Source organism: Nocardia pneumoniae NBRC 100136 (assembly GCF_000308755.1).
Lineage (GTDB): Bacteria > Actinomycetota > Actinomycetes > Mycobacteriales > Mycobacteriaceae > Nocardia > Nocardia pneumoniae.
In genome coordinates this window covers 59,627-78,122 of sequence record NZ_BAGF01000081.1, presented here as the reverse complement: position 1 = coordinate 78,122, position 18,496 = coordinate 59,627, and the positions used below count along the sequence as shown (strand labels likewise).

The 18,496-nt window shown below is 68.3% G+C and carries 17 protein-coding genes and 1 riboswitch; of the genes, 8 read left to right on the top strand and 9 right to left on the bottom strand.

Annotated elements, in window-relative coordinates:
* Positions 1 to 115: 115 nt before the first annotated feature.
* The 3 genes from ON34_RS26600 to ON34_RS26590 form a co-directional block, all read right to left on the bottom strand.
* The gene (locus ON34_RS26600) at positions 116 to 1,213 is read right to left on the bottom strand and encodes a CaiB/BaiF CoA transferase family protein (RefSeq protein WP_040784469.1); all 1,098 of its coding nucleotides are present in this window, start codon (positions 1,211 to 1,213) and stop codon (positions 116 to 118) included.
* Positions 1,214 to 1,327: 114 nt separating this feature from the next.
* Positions 1,328 to 2,779 carry a M23 family metallopeptidase gene (locus ON34_RS33845; RefSeq protein WP_051023147.1) on the bottom strand — a complete coding sequence of 484 codons (1,452 nt, stop codon included), beginning with the start codon at positions 2,777 to 2,779 and terminating at the stop codon, positions 1,328 to 1,330.
* A 122-nt stretch (positions 2,780 to 2,901) separates the two neighbouring features.
* The gene (locus ON34_RS26590; RefSeq protein ID WP_157172437.1) at positions 2,902 to 4,155 is read right to left on the bottom strand and encodes a GAF domain-containing protein; all 1,254 of its coding nucleotides are present in this window, start codon (positions 4,153 to 4,155) and stop codon (positions 2,902 to 2,904) included.
* A 207-nt stretch (positions 4,156 to 4,362) separates the two neighbouring features.
* On the opposite strand from ON34_RS26590, the gene ON34_RS26585 reads away from it, so the two are divergent.
* Entirely contained in the window at positions 4,363 to 5,166 is an 804-nt protein-coding gene (locus ON34_RS26585) for an alpha/beta fold hydrolase (RefSeq protein ID WP_040784467.1), read from the top strand.
* 57 nt (positions 5,167 to 5,223) lie between these two features.
* Here the strand turns inward: ON34_RS26585 and ON34_RS26580 are convergent, their stop codons facing one another.
* The 3 genes from ON34_RS26580 to ON34_RS26570 form a co-directional block, all read right to left on the bottom strand.
* Positions 5,224 to 6,438 carry an O-succinylhomoserine sulfhydrylase gene (locus tag ON34_RS26580; protein WP_040784465.1) on the bottom strand — a complete coding sequence of 405 codons (1,215 nt, stop codon included), beginning with the start codon at positions 6,436 to 6,438 and terminating at the stop codon, positions 5,224 to 5,226.
* A 46-nt stretch (positions 6,439 to 6,484) separates the two neighbouring features.
* Positions 6,485 to 6,901, bottom strand: a complete 417-nt coding sequence (locus ON34_RS26575; protein ID WP_040784464.1) for a rhodanese-like domain-containing protein — start codon at positions 6,899 to 6,901, stop codon at positions 6,485 to 6,487.
* A gap of 14 nt (positions 6,902 to 6,915) precedes the next feature.
* A riboswitch (SAM riboswitch) is annotated at positions 6,916 to 7,032 on the bottom strand.
* A gap of 63 nt (positions 7,033 to 7,095) precedes the next feature.
* A complete protein-coding gene (locus tag ON34_RS26570; protein ID WP_040784462.1) occupies positions 7,096 to 7,545 on the bottom strand; it encodes an Rv0361 family membrane protein in 450 nt (149 codons plus the stop codon).
* A 378-nt stretch (positions 7,546 to 7,923) separates the two neighbouring features.
* Here ON34_RS26570 and ON34_RS26565 point away from each other — a divergent pair, with 378 nt between their 5' ends.
* Positions 7,924 to 9,387, top strand: coding sequence for an FAD-dependent oxidoreductase (locus ON34_RS26565; protein ID WP_245548206.1), 1,464 nt, complete (start codon positions 7,924 to 7,926; stop codon positions 9,385 to 9,387).
* An 84-nt stretch (positions 9,388 to 9,471) separates the two neighbouring features.
* Positions 9,472 to 10,347 (top strand): amidohydrolase family protein, encoded by an 876-nt coding sequence (locus ON34_RS26560; RefSeq protein WP_040784461.1) that lies wholly within the window; start codon positions 9,472 to 9,474, stop codon positions 10,345 to 10,347.
* Between the two features lie 4 nt (positions 10,348 to 10,351).
* Here the strand turns inward: ON34_RS26560 and ON34_RS26555 are convergent, their stop codons facing one another.
* The gene (locus ON34_RS26555) at positions 10,352 to 10,834 is read right to left on the bottom strand and encodes a DUF456 domain-containing protein (protein ID WP_040784459.1); all 483 of its coding nucleotides are present in this window, start codon (positions 10,832 to 10,834) and stop codon (positions 10,352 to 10,354) included.
* Positions 10,835 to 10,998: 164 nt separating this feature from the next.
* Between ON34_RS26555 and ON34_RS26550 the strand changes: the two genes are divergently transcribed.
* Together ON34_RS26550 and ON34_RS26545 are read left to right on the top strand one after the other, a co-directional pair.
* Positions 10,999 to 11,628 carry a type 1 glutamine amidotransferase family protein gene (locus ON34_RS26550; protein ID WP_040784457.1) on the top strand — a complete coding sequence of 210 codons (630 nt, stop codon included), beginning with the start codon at positions 10,999 to 11,001 and terminating at the stop codon, positions 11,626 to 11,628.
* Positions 11,629 to 11,693: 65 nt separating this feature from the next.
* Positions 11,694 to 12,188 carry a MarR family winged helix-turn-helix transcriptional regulator gene (locus ON34_RS26545; RefSeq protein ID WP_040784557.1) on the top strand — a complete coding sequence of 165 codons (495 nt, stop codon included), beginning with the start codon at positions 11,694 to 11,696 and terminating at the stop codon, positions 12,186 to 12,188.
* A gap of 149 nt (positions 12,189 to 12,337) precedes the next feature.
* Here the strand turns inward: ON34_RS26545 and ON34_RS26540 are convergent, their stop codons facing one another.
* On the bottom strand, positions 12,338 to 13,096 hold the full coding sequence (locus tag ON34_RS26540; protein ID WP_174372077.1) for an HAD-IIA family hydrolase: 759 nt from the start codon (positions 13,094 to 13,096) through the stop codon (positions 12,338 to 12,340).
* Between the two features lie 284 nt (positions 13,097 to 13,380).
* On the opposite strand from ON34_RS26540, the gene fgd reads away from it, so the two are divergent.
* Positions 13,381 to 14,391 carry a glucose-6-phosphate dehydrogenase (coenzyme-F420) gene (gene fgd / locus ON34_RS26535; protein ID WP_040784451.1) on the top strand — a complete coding sequence of 337 codons (1,011 nt, stop codon included), beginning with the start codon at positions 13,381 to 13,383 and terminating at the stop codon, positions 14,389 to 14,391.
* Positions 14,392 to 14,465: 74 nt separating this feature from the next.
* On the opposite strand, the gene ON34_RS26530 is transcribed toward fgd, so the two are convergent.
* Positions 14,466 to 14,972 carry a nitroreductase/quinone reductase family protein gene (locus ON34_RS26530; protein ID WP_040784448.1) on the bottom strand — a complete coding sequence of 169 codons (507 nt, stop codon included), beginning with the start codon at positions 14,970 to 14,972 and terminating at the stop codon, positions 14,466 to 14,468.
* A 116-nt stretch (positions 14,973 to 15,088) separates the two neighbouring features.
* Between ON34_RS26530 and pta the strand changes: the two genes are divergently transcribed.
* Both pta and ON34_RS26520 read left to right on the top strand, forming a co-directional pair.
* A complete protein-coding gene (gene pta, locus ON34_RS26525) occupies positions 15,089 to 17,161 on the top strand; it encodes a phosphate acetyltransferase (protein ID WP_040784446.1) in 2,073 nt (690 codons plus the stop codon).
* A 106-nt stretch (positions 17,162 to 17,267) separates the two neighbouring features.
* On the top strand, positions 17,268 to 18,491 hold the full coding sequence (locus tag ON34_RS26520; protein WP_040784443.1) for an acetate kinase: 1,224 nt from the start codon (positions 17,268 to 17,270) through the stop codon (positions 18,489 to 18,491).
* Positions 18,492 to 18,496 lie beyond the last annotated feature (5 nt).

The window sequence follows — 18,496 nt, the reverse complement described above, 5'->3', positions numbered from 1 at the left end:
GCAGGTGCGATGCCGAACTGTCGAACCGGTTGGTTTGTTGCAATGTTGAACCACCCGGGCGGGAGGTCGCGGCGACACGCACGTGCGGTCCCGCGCGACACCCCGCCCTCGGTGCTCAGTCGGCCCAGACCGACTCGATCGGCGTGGCCGTGGTCGGCGGCGGGGTGGGTACCCCGTTCGGAGTGCGCGAGAAGCGCGGCGCGGGGGCGTGCTGGGTGATGTTGTCCAGCTTCAGAAGCGAGCCGCGGGCCGTGATGTGCTCGTTGGTGGTCGCCTCCTCGAAGGTGAGCACCGGCGAGACGCACGCGTCGGTGCCGATGAAGATCTCCGTCCACTCGTCGCGGGTCTTGGTCCGGAAGCGCTCGGCGAAGAGCTTTTTCAGCGTGTCCTGACCCGCCGGATCGAGTTGGAACGGCAGTCCTTCCTGGTCGATCCCCAGCCCGGCGAGCAGTTGCGCGTAGAACTGCGGTTCGATCGCGCCGACCGCCATGTATTTGCCGTCGGAGGTCTCGTAGGTGTCGTAGAACGACATCCCGGTATCGAGCAGGTTCACCCCGCGCTCATCGGACCAGGCGCCGGAGCCGCGCATGCCCCAGATCATGTGCGAAAGGGCAAGGGCGCCATCGACCATCGCCGCGTCGATCACCTGTCCCTTGCCGGAGTTCTGGCGCTCGACCAAGGCGGCGAGGACGCCGAACACCAGGAACATCGAGCCGCCGCCGAAGTCGCCCACCATGTTCAGCGGCGGGACCGGGCGTTCGCCCTTACGGCCGATGGCGTGCAGCACGCCGGTGATGGAGATGTAGTTGATGTCGTGTCCGGCGCGGTCGGCCAGCGGTCCCTGCTGACCCCAGCCGGTCATCCGGCCGTAGACCAGGCGCGGGTTGCGGGCGAGCGCGTCGTCCGGGCCCAGGCCCATCCGCTCGGTGACGCCGGGGCGGAAGCCTTCGATCAGCACGTCCGCCTTCTCGATCAGCCGCAGCACCTTCTCGATGTCCGCCGGGTCCTTGAGATCCGCCTCGACAATGGTCCGGCCGCGCAGCTGCGGCCGGTCGAATCCGCCGGGGAGCTGACCCGGGCGCTGCACCCGCACCACGTCGGCGCCCAGGTCGGCCAGCAGCAGCGCCGCGTGCGGACCCGGGCCGATACCGGCCAACTCGATGACCTTGATGCCCGCGAGCGGGCCCTGCCCGGCGGTGGATGGAATGCTCACGCCTAACCTCGGTTCGTCGTTGATCCAGCGCACCGGCGGCCGGTGCGTCCTCCCGGAGGCCACCGGGAGGAGTGTATTGACAGTATGACAATAACGCTGGAACGACGAGCCGGGTCACACTCGAACGCCCTGCGACGCCAGGTAGGCGATGGGCTCGATGGAGCGGCCGTTACGCCGCACCTCGTAGTGCAGGTGCGGGCCGGTGGAGTTGCCGGTGGACCCGACGGCCCCGATCACGGTGCCCGCGGGGATTCGATCGCCTGCCTTGACCCGGATGCTGCCTGGCGTCTGGTGGGCGTAGATGGTCTCGGTGCCGTCGGCGGACCGGACGCGCACCTGGTAGCCGTAGCCGTCGCCGTAGTTGCCCGCCTTGACGACCGTGCCACCGGTGGCGGCGTAGATGGGCGTGCCCGCGGGAGCGGCCATATCGAGTCCGCCGTGATGCTTGCCGCCACGGGGGCCGAAGTGCGAGCTGATTCGGTATCTCCCCGGATCGAGGGGCGATCGGGGTCGGCCACTACCCGGCAACGCGCTGCCCAGCTGCGATTGTTTTCCGGCAAGGGCATTGAGGTATTGGGCGGTGAGCCGATCGACCGCCGCGGCGGTTTCGGTCGCGTTGGCCTGACCGCCGCGGACGATGGTTTGCGCCTTCCGCAATGCTTCCCTGAGTATCTGGTGCGCTTTCCGCTGGCCTTCTTTGGTGTAGGCGGCGGGACCGAGTTCGGCCAGTTGAACATTGACGTCGCGCACCAACCGGATCACCGCTTTCCGGTCGGCTTTGTTCGACCCGGCAAGGCCGGAGACGTAGCGCGCGAGTTCGTTGTCGAGCGTGTTGAACGCTCTCGCCGCGTTCTTCTGGAACAGCGCCCGCGCCCTGACCGCGGTCGCTGTCGCGCCTGATCCGCCGATTTCCCCCGGACGGGAGCCCAGATTGCCAGTGCCCGACGCGGTGCCGTCGGTGCCGTACAGGGCCGCCAGGGTTTCCAAGGCGTCCAATGCCTCTTGTGCTTCCGGCGACAGCGCGGCGGCGCTGGGTTCGGCGGCGGCGGGTGCCGAACCGCCTGATCCCGCCCCTGATCCACCGCCCGCGAGCCCGGCCAGCGCCGACGCCAGCATCGGCAGTGCCGTCATGGCCGCGGGCGCGAGGCTCGCGATGATCTCCGGATCGATCCCTGACGGTGGCGGCGCCTCGGCCGCGGCGGGCGTGCCGGACGGTGCCGCGGTGCTCTGCGGTGGCGTGACGACACCGCCGGGCGGTGGCGATGCGGCGCCGTTGGATACCGCTGCCACGGTGGATGGCGGCGGTTGCACACTCGGTGCCGCGGCGGTTGTGCTCGAAGTGGAAACGGCTTGTGCGCGGGTGCCCGACGCGGGCGTCCCGGTGGGACCACCCGGCGCGTGCCGTGCCAGGTCGGCGAGAAGACGTGCCGCTTGGACGGCATTGTCGGGCTGCTTCCGGTCGGCCGTCGATGTCGAGGGCCGGTCCGCGCCCGGCTCGTTCTCGGCGTGGCCGCTCGCGTCCAACGCTTCGCTGTCCGCGAGCTGCGCCACCTCCCCGCTAGTCATGACCACCTCCGCCTGCCCAGAGCCCCATTCGACACGTCTCCCGCCCAGCACTGGTGCCGAGATGAATTGTGGCCCTGCGCCATAGCGGCTCGGGTCCTCATCCCTGGGAATGGCAGGATCGACTACTGGCTCGACGGGGGAGCGGACGCCAATCGGCGGTGCAGTCGCTCGCGTATCCGCCGCACCCCGGGCGCATCGGACACCGGCAGCAAGGGGCCCGGATACCTGCCCCGCAGATCGCCGACGACGCCCTTCGCGACATCCGATTCCAATTGCCGGAAATCGGCGCGAATGCGGCTGTCGAGCCGGTACGGGTCCGAGGAGAGGCGATATCCGATGATTCGTCGAAGCCGGGCAAGCTCCGCGCGTACCGTCACGGCTTTTCCGTCGTTTCCGTACAGTTCTTCGGCCAATCTCGCGGCGGACAGTCCATTCGGGTTGGCGAGCAGGAGCACCATCAGCTCGCTGTGCCGGAGACTGAGCTCGTGCACCAGCCCGTCCATCCACAGGACGGCGCGGTCACGGCCCAGCGCGCTGACTCGAGGAGCTTGCTCGCCGGAATACCTCGTGGGCAGAGCGTGGACGGAGAACGGCCCACCCGGCGCGAGTCGCTCGATCACCACCCGCCGCCCATCGGGTAGTTCGGTTTCGCCCTCGAGCAGCGGCGCGGGCCAGATCGCGGGCAGCCACCCCGATGGAGCCGCATGCAACAGCCTGCCCTCGGGCGACAGCAGAGCGCAGTGGCCGCCGACGCGGCTGAGGACCCGATCCAGATAACGGGTCCGGATCTCGGCATCGCGCTGCCGCGCGAGGTCACGCAGATGCGCCTCGGCGAGCCGCGCCGCCGTCGTGACCAGCGGCAGCGCGAGCGGACTCGTGTTGCGCAGCTTGCAGGTGACGTCGACGACGCCGATCACAGCGCCGCTGACCGGGTCCCGGATCGGCGCCGCCGAGCAGGTGAAGTCCGCGGCGATCGACAGGTAGTGCTCGGTGCCGCGAACTTGGAAGGCTCGCCCGAGGGCCAGGGCGGTGCCGACGCCATTGGTGCCCGCCTCGGCCTCGTGCCAGCGTGCTCCCGGGACGAGGTTGGCCCGCTCGGCCACCTTTCTGGCCGCGGCATCGCCCTGCACCCACAGCAGATGGCCGTCCGCGTCGCCGCCGAACAGCACGTGGCCCGGCTCGGACGCGGCGCTCTCCAGACTCGCGAACAGCACAGGCCACACCGAGGCCATCCGATGGTCCCTGCGCCAGGTCCTGACCTCGTCCCCGGTCAGACCGACCTCGGGGAGATGGCGGTCCGGATGCAGGCCGCGACGTTGCGCGCGATCCCAGGAGGCGCGCACGTCGGCACGCATCACGTGCGTCTGCCTGGTCACCAAATGCGTTTGCCTCGTGGTATTCCGGCCGGTGCTCGCCGCGCCGAGCGGTCATGGCGTTCGGACCAGACTAGGCACGTCGCCGTCGCTCTGACAACGGGTTGCCTTGCGCTGCAACGTCTATGCAACCCCTCCTCGCGATCTTGGCCGCGCCCCGGCCGGCACGTCATCGTGTGAGCACCATTTGTCCTGAGCTGGAGGTTATCGATGCCCTACCTGGAGTTGCCGGATGGCGTGCCGATGTACTACGAGGATCACGGCGCCGGTCGTCCCGTCGTGCTCATTCACGGCTGGACGATGAACACCACCTTCTGGGCGCAGAACGTGCCCGCGCTGGCCGAAGGCAATCGGGTCATCAACGTCGACCTACGCGGGCACGGCGCCTCCGGCAAGACCGACGATGGTCACACCCTGGCGCAGTACGCACGGGACATCCGCAGTCTGCTGGACCATCTCGCGCTCGACGACGTGGCACTCGTTGGCTGGTCGATGGGCGCCGCGGTGATTCTCGCCTACGTCGAGCAGTTCGGTTGCGAGAAGCTGCGATCGGTGACATTCGTCGATCAGTCACCGCGTTTCCTCGACGGGGAAGGCTGGGATTTCCCGCTCCAAGGTGGATACAGCCAGACCGACCTCGCGGTGTTCGTGCAGGCGGTGCGGCACGCCCGTCCGTTGGTGATCAAGCCGTTCATCGCCGCCTGCTTCGCGGAGGAACCGTCCGACGAGGTGATCGATGCGGTGTACGCGGAGACGACGAAGATGCCGACCTCGGCGGCCTGCGCCATCTGGTACGACATGGCCTTCGCGGACTTCCGGCCGATCCTGCCGCTGATCACCGTGCCAGCGCTGCTGATCTACGGAGCGCAGAGCAAGATCTTCCCCGGTCCGCTCGACGCGTGGATCGCCGCGCGGCTGCCGAACGCGAAGGTGGTGCGCTTCGAGGGCAGCGGGCACGTGCCGTTCTCCGAGGAACCCGAGGACTTCAACAAAGTCCTCGCCGAGTTCCTGTGAGACATCGAAGCCTCGCGACGTAACCTGCGCCTCTCCCGTACCGGCTCGCCGGGCCGGTCAGGAGAGGGCTCGGTCGAGGTCGTCGAGGAGGTCTTCCACGTCTTCCAGGCCCACCGAGACGCGGACGACGCCGTCGGAGAGCCCGATGGTGGCGCGGCCCTCGGGGCCCATGGCGCGGTGTGTGGTGGTGGCCGGATGGGTGATCAAGGTCTTGGCGTCGCCGAGGTTGTTGGAGATGTCGATGACGCGCAACCGGTTCAGCACCTCGAAAGCGCGCTTCTTGGCCTCGTTCTCGGGTGCCTTCAGCTCGAAGGTGACCACGGTGCCGCCCGCGCTCATCTGACTCGTCGCCAGCGCGTGCTGCGGATGCGACTCCAGGAACGGGTATTTCACCCAGCTGACCGCCTTGTTGCCCTCCAGGAATCGGGCGATCCGCAGTGCGGAGTCGGCCGAATGGCGCACCCGCAGCGGCATCGTCTCCAGCCCCTTCAGCAGGGTCCAGGCGTTGAACGGGCTCAGCGCCGGACCGGTATGGCGCATCAGGGTTTTCACCGGGCCGTCGATGTAGTCCTTCCCGCCGAGAATCGCGCCGCCGAGCACCCGGCCCTGCCCGTCGATGTGCTTGGTGCCGGAGTAGACCACCACGTCGGCGCCGAGCTCGAAGCCGCGTTGCAGCAGGGGTGTGGCGAAGACGTTGTCCAACACCACTTTCGCGCCCGCGGCATGCGCGAGCTCGGCCACCCGGCGCACGTCCACCAGCGTCTGCATCGGGTTGGCGGGCGTCTCGAAGAACACCGCGCCGGTCGGCACCGACAGCGCCTGCTCCCACTGGTCGAGATCTTCGCCGTCCACGAAGACGGTCTCCACGCCCCAACGCGGCAGGATCTCGTTGCACACCACGAAGCAGGAGCCGAACAGGCTGCGCGCGGCGACCAGCCGGTCACCGGCGCCGAGCAGCGCTCCCAGCGCGGTGAACACGGCCGACATGCCGCTCGCGGTGGCGAAGCACGCTTCGGCGCCGTCGATCAGCCGCATCCGCTCCTCGAACATGGCGACCGTCGGGTTGCCGTAGCGGGAGTAGACGAAGTGCTCGACCTCGCCGGTGAACGCGGCCTCGGCGGCTTCCGCGCTCTCGTAGACGAAGCCGGAGGTCAGATAGAGCGCCTCGGCGGTCTCCTCGAAACCGGAGCGCCGCAGGCCGCCCCGCACACCGAGCGTCGCGGGACCGACGCCATCGGGCAGGGGCTTGTCGAACGCGCCGCCGGTGATCACGACTGCCGCCCATCGACAAAGCCCCGAGGGCAGGCCGGAGCCCCGCTCATGACTGCCGCCAGGGCAGCCCGAGGGCACGCCAGCCGGAGCCGCCGCGGTGGCCGAACTCGTCGAGCGGACCTTCGAAACCTTCGAGCACGTTGTACGAGGTGCGGTAACCCGCCGATGTGGCGGCGATCGCCGCGCCGATCGAACGCTGGCCGGAGCGACACAGGAACACCACCGGCGCCTCGGGGTCGTGGTCGGCGAGCGCCTGCTTCAACTGCTCGACGAACGTCTCGTTGCGCGCGCCGGTGGAGTCGACCCACTCGATCAGCACGGTCGGCCGATCGATCGAGCTCGTGTCGGGTACGCCGACGAACTTCCATTCGGCTTCCGTCCGCACGTCCACGAGAACGGCTTCGGGGTTGTCGCGCAACAGATCCCATGCCTGCTGCGGGGTGATGTCACCGGCGTAAGTCATCTACTCCTCCTGCGAATCCGCACTTGCCGCGCCCGGGATCGGAGCGCGGCCAGGTCGTCACCCGGAGCACCCCACCGCGGAGGAGGGTTGCCGACCAGCAATGCCGGGGCTTGACACTGGTTCTCATGACCTCCGACTGAGATTGCACCGACCCGGGTCACCGTGTCAAACGGTGGTTCACACTGCGGGAACGCTCAGGTGCAGACCAGCCACTTGCCGCCGGATCTGGTCAGATTCCAGGTCTTGGTCGTCTCCGTGCCGTCCGCCTTCGTGGTCACGGTCGCCTTGCCCTTGTCGCCGTCCACCATCGCGTCGTCGATTTTCCTGAGCTCGACGGACTTTCCGGCGCCGGACTGCCCGGCCAGTGGTGAACGGGCGGCGTCGAAGCCCTCGCATCCGGTGCCGGGCGCGGGCACGGTGCCGGTGCGGTTGGCGCCGTCGACGAAGTTGCGGATGGCCGCGGCGATGCGGTCGGCGTCTGTGACATTTTTCTCAGCGGGCGACAACAGCCCGCCGAGCACGATCGCGATGAGCACGATCACCGCGACCACCGCGGCCGCGATGAACGGGACCATGGAGCGCTTGTCGGTCTGATCGACCCGGATGATGTCGTCCTCGCCCGCGGTCGGCTGCTGCTCGGTCATGGCTCGATGATCCCTGGTCGGCGCGGGTATCGAGCGCTCGGCCCCGGACGAATGCGGTGGCGGCGTCCGTCGGCTGACCGGGGGCCGCTATAGGCCCCGCGGGAACGGGTACGCGCCCATTGTGATGTTCGATGGCATCCACCGAGTTCACGCACCGGATCCTGGCGGCATCGACGTTCCCGATAGAATCGCGGGACGGCAGCCTGCTGTCATAGCGAATCGGCAGCTCATCGCCGCGGCGAACGGAGCACCGTGCAGCCACGAGCCGGCAACGCCGGCGTCCGCACCGGACGGGGTGCGACCGAGCCGGTGCGTCAACTTAGCCTAAGCTAAGCCAGACGTCATTAATTGTTTCGACCATAAGGGTGCGCGTAAGAGATGACCGAACAGAGTGCAGTATCGGATGGCGGTGTTCGCGAGCCCTCCGTGGTTACGCAGGCTTCCTCCTCCGGGCTTGACGCGCACACCGCGAAGACCCGCCCGCTCCGCATCGCGATCGTGGGCGCCGGACCGGCCGGTATCTACGCCGCGGACGCGTTGATGAAGTCCGATGTCGAGGTGAGTATCGACCTGTTCGAGCGGATGCCCGCGCCGTTCGGGCTGATCCGCTACGGTGTCGCGCCCGACCATCCGCGGATCAAGGGCATCATCACCGCCCTGCACAAGGTGCTGGACAAGCCGCAGGTGCGGCTGCTGGGCAACATCGACTACGGCACCGACATCACCCTCGATGACCTGCGCGCCTTCTACGACGCGGTGATCTTCTCCACCGGCGCCAACGCCGACCGCGCCCTGCCCATCCCCGGCATCGACCTCGACGGCTCCTACGGCGCCGCGGACTTCGTGTCCTGGTACGACGGCCACCCCGACGTGCCGCGCACCTGGCCGCTGGACGCGGAGAAGGTCGCCGTGCTCGGCGTCGGCAACGTCGCCCTGGACGTGGCCCGCGTGCTGGCCAAGACCGGCGACGAACTGCTGCCGACGGAGATCCCGCCGAACGTCTACCAGGGGTTGAAGGCCAACAAGGCCGTCGAGGTGCACGTCTTCGGTCGCCGCGGTCCCGCCCAGGCCAAGTTCACGCCGCTGGAACTGCGCGAACTCGACCACTCCCCGACCATCGAGGTCATCGTCGACCCCGAGGACATCGACTACGACGAGGGCTCCGAAGCCGCGCGCCGGCATTCCAAGCAGGTCGACATGGTCGCCAACACCCTCGAGCAGTGGGCCATCCGCGATCCGGGTAACCGGCCGCACAAGCTGTTCCTGCACTTCTTCGAGTCCCCCGCCGAGGTGCTCGGCGAGAACGGCAAGGTCGTCGGGCTGCGCACCGAACGCACCCAGCTCGACGGCACCGGCAACGTCAAGGGCACCGGCGTGTTCAAGGACTGGGAGGTGCAGGCGGTGTACCGCGCCGTCGGCTACCTGTCGCAGAACATCAGCAGCTTGCCCTTCGACGACCAGGCGGGCACCGTGCCCAACGAAGCGGGCCGGGTGATCATCGACGAGAACGCCGACGGCGCCGACCGCTACATGCCCGCCACCTACGTGACCGGCTGGATCAAGCGCGGCCCGGTCGGCCTGATCGGCCACACCAAGGGCGACGCCAACGAGACCATCGCCTGCCTGCTCGACGACGCCCCCGGCTTCACCCCGGCCGAGCGGCCCGACCCGGAGGCCGTCACCGAGTTCCTGGAAGGCAAGGGCATCCCGTACACCACCTGGGCCGGTTGGTACCGCCTCGACGCCCACGAACGCTCCCTCGGCGAACCCGAAGGCCGCGAACGCGTCAAGGTCGTCGAACGCGAGGACATGCTGCGCGCCAGCGAGCCGCACAAGGTCTGATCACCCGCGTCGGCCGACCTCCGCCGCCACGGCAGCACCCCTGTTGTGGCAGCGGAAAATCCGACACTGAGGCATTCTGTACAAGTGTTCGATGCCCACCTGCACATCTTCGACCCGCGGTTCCCGCTGGCCGAAAACGAGGGCTACCTGCCCGAGCCGTTCACCATCGCGGACTACCGCAAGCGCATGTCGCGGTTCGACGTCAGCGGCGGCGCGGTGGTCAGCGGGTCGTTCCAGGGCACGGATCAGAGCTACCTGAAGGCCGCCCTCGCCGAGCTCGGCGAGGGCTGGGTCGGTGTCACCCGCCTCGACCTGGACGCCACCGACGAGGAGATCATCGAGCTGGACCGCATCGGTGTGCGAGCGCTGCGGTTCAACCTCAAACGCGCGGCCGCCGACATCACCGGCATGACGCTGCAAGCGTTGCGCGCGCACGAATTGGTCGGCTGGCATGTCGAGGTCTACATCGACGGCACGATGCTCGCGTCACTGCAACCCGTCATCTCGAAGCTGCCCGCGCTCTCGGTCGACCATCTCGGCATGTCCGAGGAGGGGCTGCCGTTCCTGCTCGATCTCGTCGATCGCGGGGCGCGGGTCAAGGCAACGGGTTTCGGTCGGGTCGCCATGAACGTCGCCGACACCCTGCGCCGCATCCACGCGGTGAACCCGGAAGCACTCATGTTCGGCAGCGATCTGCCCGGCACCAGGGCGGGACGCCCGTTCCAGGACTCGGACGTCGACCTGATCTGTGACGTGGTCGGCACCGACATGTACGCGGTGCTCGAGGACAACGCGCGCGCGTTCTACCGGCTTCCCGCTCGCGAGCGGACCGTCACCACCGACCCGGCCCCGACCCTGCCGCTGTATCGCCCGGAACCGCCGACGCTGCGGCTGCGCCGCGACGAATTGCCCGGCAGCCGAGCCGGAGACACGATTCCGTTCCCCGCCATCGACCGCTGAACGCTCATGCGGCGATCGCGCCGACGACCCAGACGCTGGTGGCCAGCAGCGCGCCGAAGAGTTCGATGAGGATGGACAGGCCGACGCCCTTGAGCGCCTGAACCGTTGCCCGCCATGCCTGTTGGTTGACGCGCAGCCGGTGGAGTTCCGAAAGATACACGCCGAGAACGAAACCGACGAACAGCCCGACAATCGGAATCACGAAGAATCCGACGATGCCGAGAACCGCGCCCAGGAAGATCGCGCGATTGGACACCCCCGCTTCCTTCATCTTGCGTCCCGGCCAGGTGTATTTGACGACCCCGGAGAGCACCAGCAGCACCGTGCTGATCGCGAAAACGGTCCAGGCCGTGGCTCCACCGGTCAGGAACGCCCAGACCGCGATGGCGCCGAAGATCAGGATGACGCCCGGCAGGATCGGCACGACGATCCCGATGAGGCCGACCAGGATCACCAGCCCGACGACCACCTCACCCCACACGCTCACTGACGGTTCCTCCCGTTCCCGCGAATTTCGCGCTGCTGGGATTCTGGCGCACCGGCGTTGCCCGCGCACAGCGGAGGTTCCGATCCGGCCGAGCCGTGGCCGTCGATGGCGGCGTCGGGCGGAATGCATTGACAGTATGCTGTCAAATATGACAGCATACTGTCATGACCACGAAGACAGTGCACATGGCCGTTTACGACACGCTCGCCGACTGGGAAGTAGGCGCGGCCACCGCGCACATCAACAAGCCGAGCTGGCATCGGGAGCCGGGAACGTGGCGGGTCGAGACGGTCGGGCTGACCCAGGAGCCGATCACGACGATGGGCGGGATGCGGATCCTGCCGGATGTCGTGCTCGCCGATCTCACGCCCGCCGACAGCGCGATGCTGATCCTGCCCGGCTCCGAGACGTGGATGGGGCCGGAGCTGGACGCGTTCGGGGAGAAGGCGCGCGAGTTCGTGGCGGCGGGCGTTCCGGTCGCCGCCATCTGTGGCGCGACGTACGGGCTGGCCAAGCAGGGTCTGCTCGACAACCGCAAGCACACCAGCAATGTCGCGGAATTCCTGCTGTACAGCGGATATGCGGGCGCCGAGCATTATGTCCAGGAGCGTGCCGTCACCGACGGCGACGTGATCACGGCCAGCGCGAGCGCGCCGTTCGAATTCGCGCGCGAGGTGCTGGGCAGGCTCGGCGTCTACGAGCCGCATGTGCTGGACGGCTGGTACCGGCTGTTCGCGCACGCCGATCCGGAAGGATGGGCGGTGCTCGAGGCGTACGACGCGCAGCATGCGTGAGTAGCGATCCGTCGGCGGTCCGGTCGATCGGCCGGACCGCCGACCCGGTCGGCGGGAGGCGGAAGATGGATGATGAACAGAAGTTGTTCGCGACGGCGGCGATCACGTCGTTCCGTTTGAACGGTCAGTTCCTCGCGCTGGCCGAGGAACTGGCGCGACCGGCGGGGTTGACCGCCGCGTGGTGGCAGGTGCTGGGCGCGGTGCTGTACACGCCGTTGCCCGTCGCGGGGATCGCCCGCGAAATGGGCATCACCCGTCAGAGCGTGCAGCGCATCGCGGATCTGTTGGTGGACAAGGGACTTGCCGAATACCGGCCCAATCCCGCGCACCGCCGCGCGAAACTCGTCGCGGTCACCGACGCGGGCCGCGCGGCGGTCGGGCGCATCAACCCGCAACACGCGGTGATGGCCAAGCGCCTTGCCGCCGAACTCGGCCCCGAACAGCTCGCGCTGACCGCCGAGGTGCTCACGAAGCTCTCCGCCGCCATGGACGCGATCACCGCTCGAGACGACCAGCTCGGCGTCGGGTCGTCGGCAGAAGACTCTGCCGATAACCCCTGAGGGCAAGAGCAATCGCTACCGACGCCGCCAGTGGGTGCCGCAGTCCTGGTTCGCCTGCTGATCAGGACGATCAACAGAGCCGCCGAACACGATGCGATGGTCGTCCTGGTCATCCGGTGGCGGAGGTTTATGGGGCGCGGAGCGACCGATCAGGCGGTGAACGGGGATTTGGTTTTTCCGATCAGGTCGGCGACGGAGTCCACCACCATGGTCGGGCGGTAAGGGTACGCCTCGAAGGACGCGCGGGTGGAGATGCCGGAGGTGACCAGGATGGTGCGCATCCCCGCTTCCAGGCCGGAGATGACGTCGGTGTCCATCCGGTCGCCGATCATCACCGTGGACTGGGAGTGGGCGCCGATGCGGCGCAGCGCGGAACGCATCATCAGCGGGTTCGGCTTGCCGACGTAGTACGGTTCGCGGCCGGTGGCGCGGGTGATCAGCGCGGCCACCGACCCGGTCGCGGGCAGCGAGCCCTCCCGGGACGGGCCGGTCGGGTCGGGGTTGGTCGCGATGAAACGCGCGCCACGCTCGACCAGTCGGATCGCGGTGGTGATCGCCTCGAAGGAGTAGGTTCTGGTCTCGCCGAGCACCACGTAGTCGGGCTGGCTGTCGGTGAGGACGTAGCCGATCTCGTGCAGCGCCGTGGTGAGCCCCGATTCGCCCACCACATAAGCGGTTCCGTTGGGGCGCTGCTCGTTCAGGAACGTGGCGGTGGCCAGCGCGGATGTCCAGATCGCCTCCTCCGGGATATCGAGCCCGGTGTGCCGCAGCCGCGCCTGGAGATCGCGTGGTGTGCGGATCGAGTTGTTCGTCAGCACCAGGAACGGCGTCTCGTTGGCACGCAGCTCGGCGAGGAACTCGTCGGCGCCGGGTATGAGATGGTCCTCGTGCACCAGCACCCCGTCCATATCGGTCAGGTAGGACAGGATCGGTTCGTCATCCGCAGTCACGCGGCCATTATCCGCTATCGGCCCGCAACCGAAACGGGAATGATCAACATGGCCCCGCGCCCGGCGATTCCGGCGAAATACCTCGCCCGGGCCACGACGTTCTCCTGCTGAGGCCCGGGCCGATCACCGGGCGACGGCGAAGATCATCCACGGCGGGCCGTCCGCACCGCACGACGATCGGGTTGGCTACTGTCGAGGGCGGATCGCGATGGCGGCGAAACGATACGCGAGGAGCGTGGCAGATGAGCGAACTCAAGCTCGGATACAAGGCATCGGCGGAGCAGTTCGGCCCCCGTGAACTCGTGGAGATCGCGGTGCTGGCCGAGGAACACGGCCTGGACAGCGCCACCGTGAGCGACCACTTCCAGCCCTGGCGGCACAAGGGCGGGCACGCGCCGTTCTCGCTGGCCTGGATGGCGGCGGTCGGCGAGCGCACCCAGCGCATCCAGCTGGGCACCTCGGTGCTCACCCCGACCTTCCGCTACAACCCGGCGGTGATCGCGCAGGCGTTCGCCACCATGGGCTGCCTGTACCCGGACCGCGTCATGCTCGGGGTGGGCACCGGCGAGGCGCTCAACGAGATCGCCACCGGATACACCGGCGAATGGCCGGAATTCAAGGAGCGTTTCGCCCGCTTGCGCGAGGCGGTCGACCTGATGCGCGCGCTGTGGACCGGCGACCGCGTCGACTTCGACGGCGAGTACTACAAGACCGTCGGCGCCTCCATCTACGACGTGCCCAAGGGCGGCGTCCCGATCTACATCGCCGCGGGTGGTCCGCTGGTCGCGCGGTACGCCGGACGTGCGGGCGAGGGCTTCATCTGCACGTCGGGCAAGGGCATGGACCTCTACACCGAGAAGCTGATGCCCGCGGTCGCCGAGGGCGCGGCGAAGGCAGGCCGCACCGTCGACGACATCGACCGGATGATCGAGATCAAGATCTCCTACGACACCGATCCGGAACTGGCGCTGGAGAACACGCGCTTCTGGGCCCCGCTCTCGCTGACCGCGGAGCAGAAGCACAGCATCACCGACCCGATCGAGATGGAAGCCGCCGCCGACGCACTGCCCATCGAGCAGATCGGCAAGCGCTGGATCGTCGCAAGTGACCCCGACCAGGCCGTGGAGCAGATCAAGCCCTACCTCGATGCCGGGCTCAACCACCTCGTGTTCCACGCCCCCGGCCACGACCAGCGCCGTTTCCTCGACCTCTTCCAGCGCGACCTGGCCCCCCGCCTGCGCGCCCTTGCCTGAGCCCGTCCGCGAGTGGCACATCACGGTGACGGCTACTCGGCCGATGCCGCGGCCATGTGCCACTCGCGGGACGGTTACGCCCGGCGGAGGGCGAAGATGCGCAGGTCGCGGGTGGTGCGGGAGCGGTAGGCGGCGTAGGCGGCGGTGACGTCGACGAAGCGGTTGAAGATGGTGTCTTTGTCGGGTCCCTCGACGGGGGTGGCGGTGACGTCGATGCGTTCGCCCGCGATCGCCACCGTCGCGGTGGGGTTCGCCAGGAGATTGGCGGTCCAAGCGGGGTGGTGTGCCTGGCCGAAGTTGCTGCCGACCACGTAGAGCGTGTCGCCGTCGTGCACGTAGAGCAGCGGCTGGGTGCGCGGCTGACCCGACTTGCGGCCGATGGTGGTGAGCAGGATGACCGGCGCGCCGATCGGGCCGAGCAGGGTGTACTTGGCGTCGGTGCGTTCCAGGATCGCCCGGTCGAGCGGAGTGACGGCGCGGATCAACCGGGAACCCGGCTTTGTCGCCGCCAATCTGCTTGCCGCGCGGGCCAATAGGTTGGTATTCGAACCCCACTGCCGATCCGGAAACTGCTCAGCCATGCCCGGACTATAGCGGTCCGGCCCAGCTCGGGCGGGCAGTAGCCGAAACCGCACGTCACCAGGGGACCGGTCGTGCGACCGAGTCGGATTGCCGCCTGTTCACTAAGCTCACGGGCATGGCCGACAACGCTCCATCAGCCGTCTACATCGCCTCTCCGGAAGGAGACACCGGCAAATCGACGGTGGCTCTGGGGGTACTGCAGATGCTGTGCGCCACCACGGCACGGGTGGGGGTGTTCCGTCCGATCACGCGCTCGACCACCGAGCCGGACTACATTCTGGAGCTGCTGCTCGAGCACAGCACCGCGGACATCGACTACAAGCAGGCCATCGGCACGACCTACGAGCAGGTGCACGCCGACCCGGACGCGGCGATCAGCGAGATCGTCCTGCGCTTCCACGAGGTCGCGAAGATGTGCGACGCGGTGGTCGTGGTCGGCAGTGACTACACCGACGTGGCCAGCCCCAGCGAGCTGCGGTTCAACGCCAGGATCGCGGTCAACCTGGGCGCTCCCGTGTTGCTGGTGGTGCGCGGATCGGGCCGCACCCCGGATGAGGTGAAGCAGTTGGCCGAACTGTGCGCTGTCGAGTTGTCCCACGAGCACGCGCAGTTGGTCGCCATCATCGCCAACCGCTGCGACCCGCGGCGGCTGGAGGAGGTCTGCGCCGCGCTGCGCGGGTTCGACGTCCCGTCCTGGACCCTGCCCGAGGTCCCGTTGCTGATCGCGCCGACCATGGCCGAGCTGTGCGCGGCGATCGACGGCGAAATGTACAGCGGCGACCCGGAATTGCTGCACCGCGAGGCGCTGCAGATCATGGTCGGCGGCATGACGGCCGAACACATCTTGGAGCGGTTGTCCGATGGCGTCGTGGTGATCGCACCGGGCGACCGTTCGGACGTGCTGCTCAGTGTCGTCAACGCGCACGAGGCGGAAGGCTTTCCGTCGCTGTCGGGCATCATCATGAACGGCGGCCTGCTGCCGCACCCCGCGGTGGCGCGGCTGATCACCGGTCTCGAGCCCAAGCTGCCGATCCTCACCACCGACCTCGGCACCTACGACACCGCGGGCGCGGCCTACCGCACCCGCGGCCGCATGTCGGCGGGCAACCCGCGCAAGGTCGACACCGCGCTCGCGCTGATGGAGGAGCACGTCGAGGCGGAGGAACTGTTGCGGCGCATCGACGTTCCACCCAGTTCGGTGGTCACGCCGGAGATGTTCGAATACCAGCTCATCGAACGCGCGCGAGCCGACCGCAAACGCATCGTGCTGCCGGAGGGCGACGACGACCGCATCCTGCGCGCGGCGGGCCGGGTGCTCCAGCGCAAGATCGCCGACCTGGTCATCCTCGGCGACGAGACCGCGGTGCGCGCCCGCGCCGCCGAACTCGGCGTGGACATCTCCGCCGCGCAGGTGCTCGATCCGCGCAACTCCGGCTACCTGGACGAATTCTCCGCCGAGTACGCGCGACTGCGCAAGCACAAAGGCATGACGCTGGAGCGGGCCCGCGAAACCGTCGCCGACATCTCGTATTTCGGCACCATGATGGTGTATCAGGGCATTGCCGACGGTATGGTCTCCGGCGCCGCGCACACCACCGCGCACACCATCCGGCCGTCGTTGGAGATCATCAAGACGGTGCCGGGCGTCGCCACCGTCTCCAGCGTGTTCCTCATGTGCCTGGCCGACCGGGTGCTCGCCTACGGAGACTGCGCCGTCGTGCCGGACCCGAGCTCGCAGCAGCTGGCCGATATCGCGATCTCCTCCGCGGCGACGGCCGCGCGCTTCGGCATCGAACCCCGGGTGGCGATGCTGTCCTACTCGACCGGCGAATCCGGCACCGGCGCCGACGTGGACAAGGTGCGCGTCGCGACCAAGCTGGTGCGCGAGCGGGCGCCGGAACTGCCGGTGGAGGGCCCGATCCAGTACGACGCCGCGATCGAGCCCACCGTCGCCGACGCCAAGCTGCCCGATTCCGCGGTCGCTGGCCGCGCGACGGTGTTCGTGTTTCCCGATCTGAATACCGGCAACAACACCTACAAGGCGGTGCAGCGCAGCGCGGGCGCGATCGCGATCGGCCCGGTGCTGCAAGGTCTGCGCAAGCCGGTCAACGACTTGTCCCGTGGCGCACTGGTGGCCGACATCGTCAACACCGTGGCGATCACGGCTATCCAGGCGCAGGAGGGGTGATGCGGGCGCTGTCGGCTCCGGGCCGATCGTGGCGTGCGTGGAACGATCGCGAAGCACCCGATCGCGCCGATCCGGTGCGGTTCGACCGGATGTCCTGGGAGGCGCGATGAGCAAGGCGGCCGAGGACCTGGTGCTGGTGATCAACTCCGGCTCGTCGTCCATCAAATATCAACTCCTCGACCCGGAGTCGAGCGTGGTGGCCGCGTCCGGGATCGTGGAGCGGATCGGCGAAGACGACGGGAGGATCGAGCATCACGCCGACGGCGAGACCACCGAGCGTCCCGGCCGGATCGCTGACCACACCGCGGGGCTGCGCTTGGTCTTCGACGCGTTCGCCGAGACGGGACACGATTTGGTGGGAGAAGGGGTGCGCGCGGTCGGTCATCGCGTCGTGCACGGCGGCGAGGTGTTCTACCGGCCCACACTGATCGATGACGACGTCGTCGCCGCGATCTCCGATCTCTCCGCGCTCGCGCCGCTGCACAATCCGGCCAATGTGGCGGGTATCGAGAGCGCACGCGCACTACTGCCGGGCGTGCCGCAGGTCGCCGTATTCGACACCGCCTTCTTCCACAGCCTGCCCGCCGCCGCGAAGACCTACGCGATCGACGCCAAAATCGCGGCGGCCCACGGCATCCGGAAGTACGGATTCCACGGCACCTCGCACGAGTACGTGTCCGGCCGCGTCGCCGAGCTGCTCGGGCGTGATCCCGCCGAGCTGAATCAGATCGTCTTCCACCTGGGCAACGGCGCGTCGGCCTCCGCCCTGCGCGGCGGTCGCCCGATCGACACCACGATGGGCCTCACGCCGCTGGAAGGGCTGGTGATGGGCACCAGGTCGGGTGATCTCGATCCGGGTATCGTGCCGCATCTGGTGCGATCGGCGCACCTGGACATCGACCAGGTCGACACTCTGCTCAACCGGGATTCCGGGATCAAGGGACTGTCCGGCGTGAACGATTTCCGCGAGTTGCGGCGCCTCATCGAGAGCGGGGACCAGGCCGCCCGGCTCGCCTATGACGTGTACATCCACCGGTTGCGGCGTTACCTCGGGGCGTACCTGATCGAGCTCGGCGGCGTGGACGCGATCACCTTCACCGCCGGAGTCGGCGAGAACAGCCCGCAGGTGCGTGCCGACGCCCTCGCCGATCTCGCGCGGTTCGGCATCGAAGTGGACCCGGTCGCGAATACCGCGAAAGACCGTGGCGCGCGGCGTATTTCCCCGTCGGACGCGCCGGTCGCGGTGCTGGTGGTGCCGACCAATGAAGAGCTGGCGATCGCGCGCGCCGCGCGGCAGGTGGTCGCCGACCTCGATCGCGGCCATTCCTGATGTCC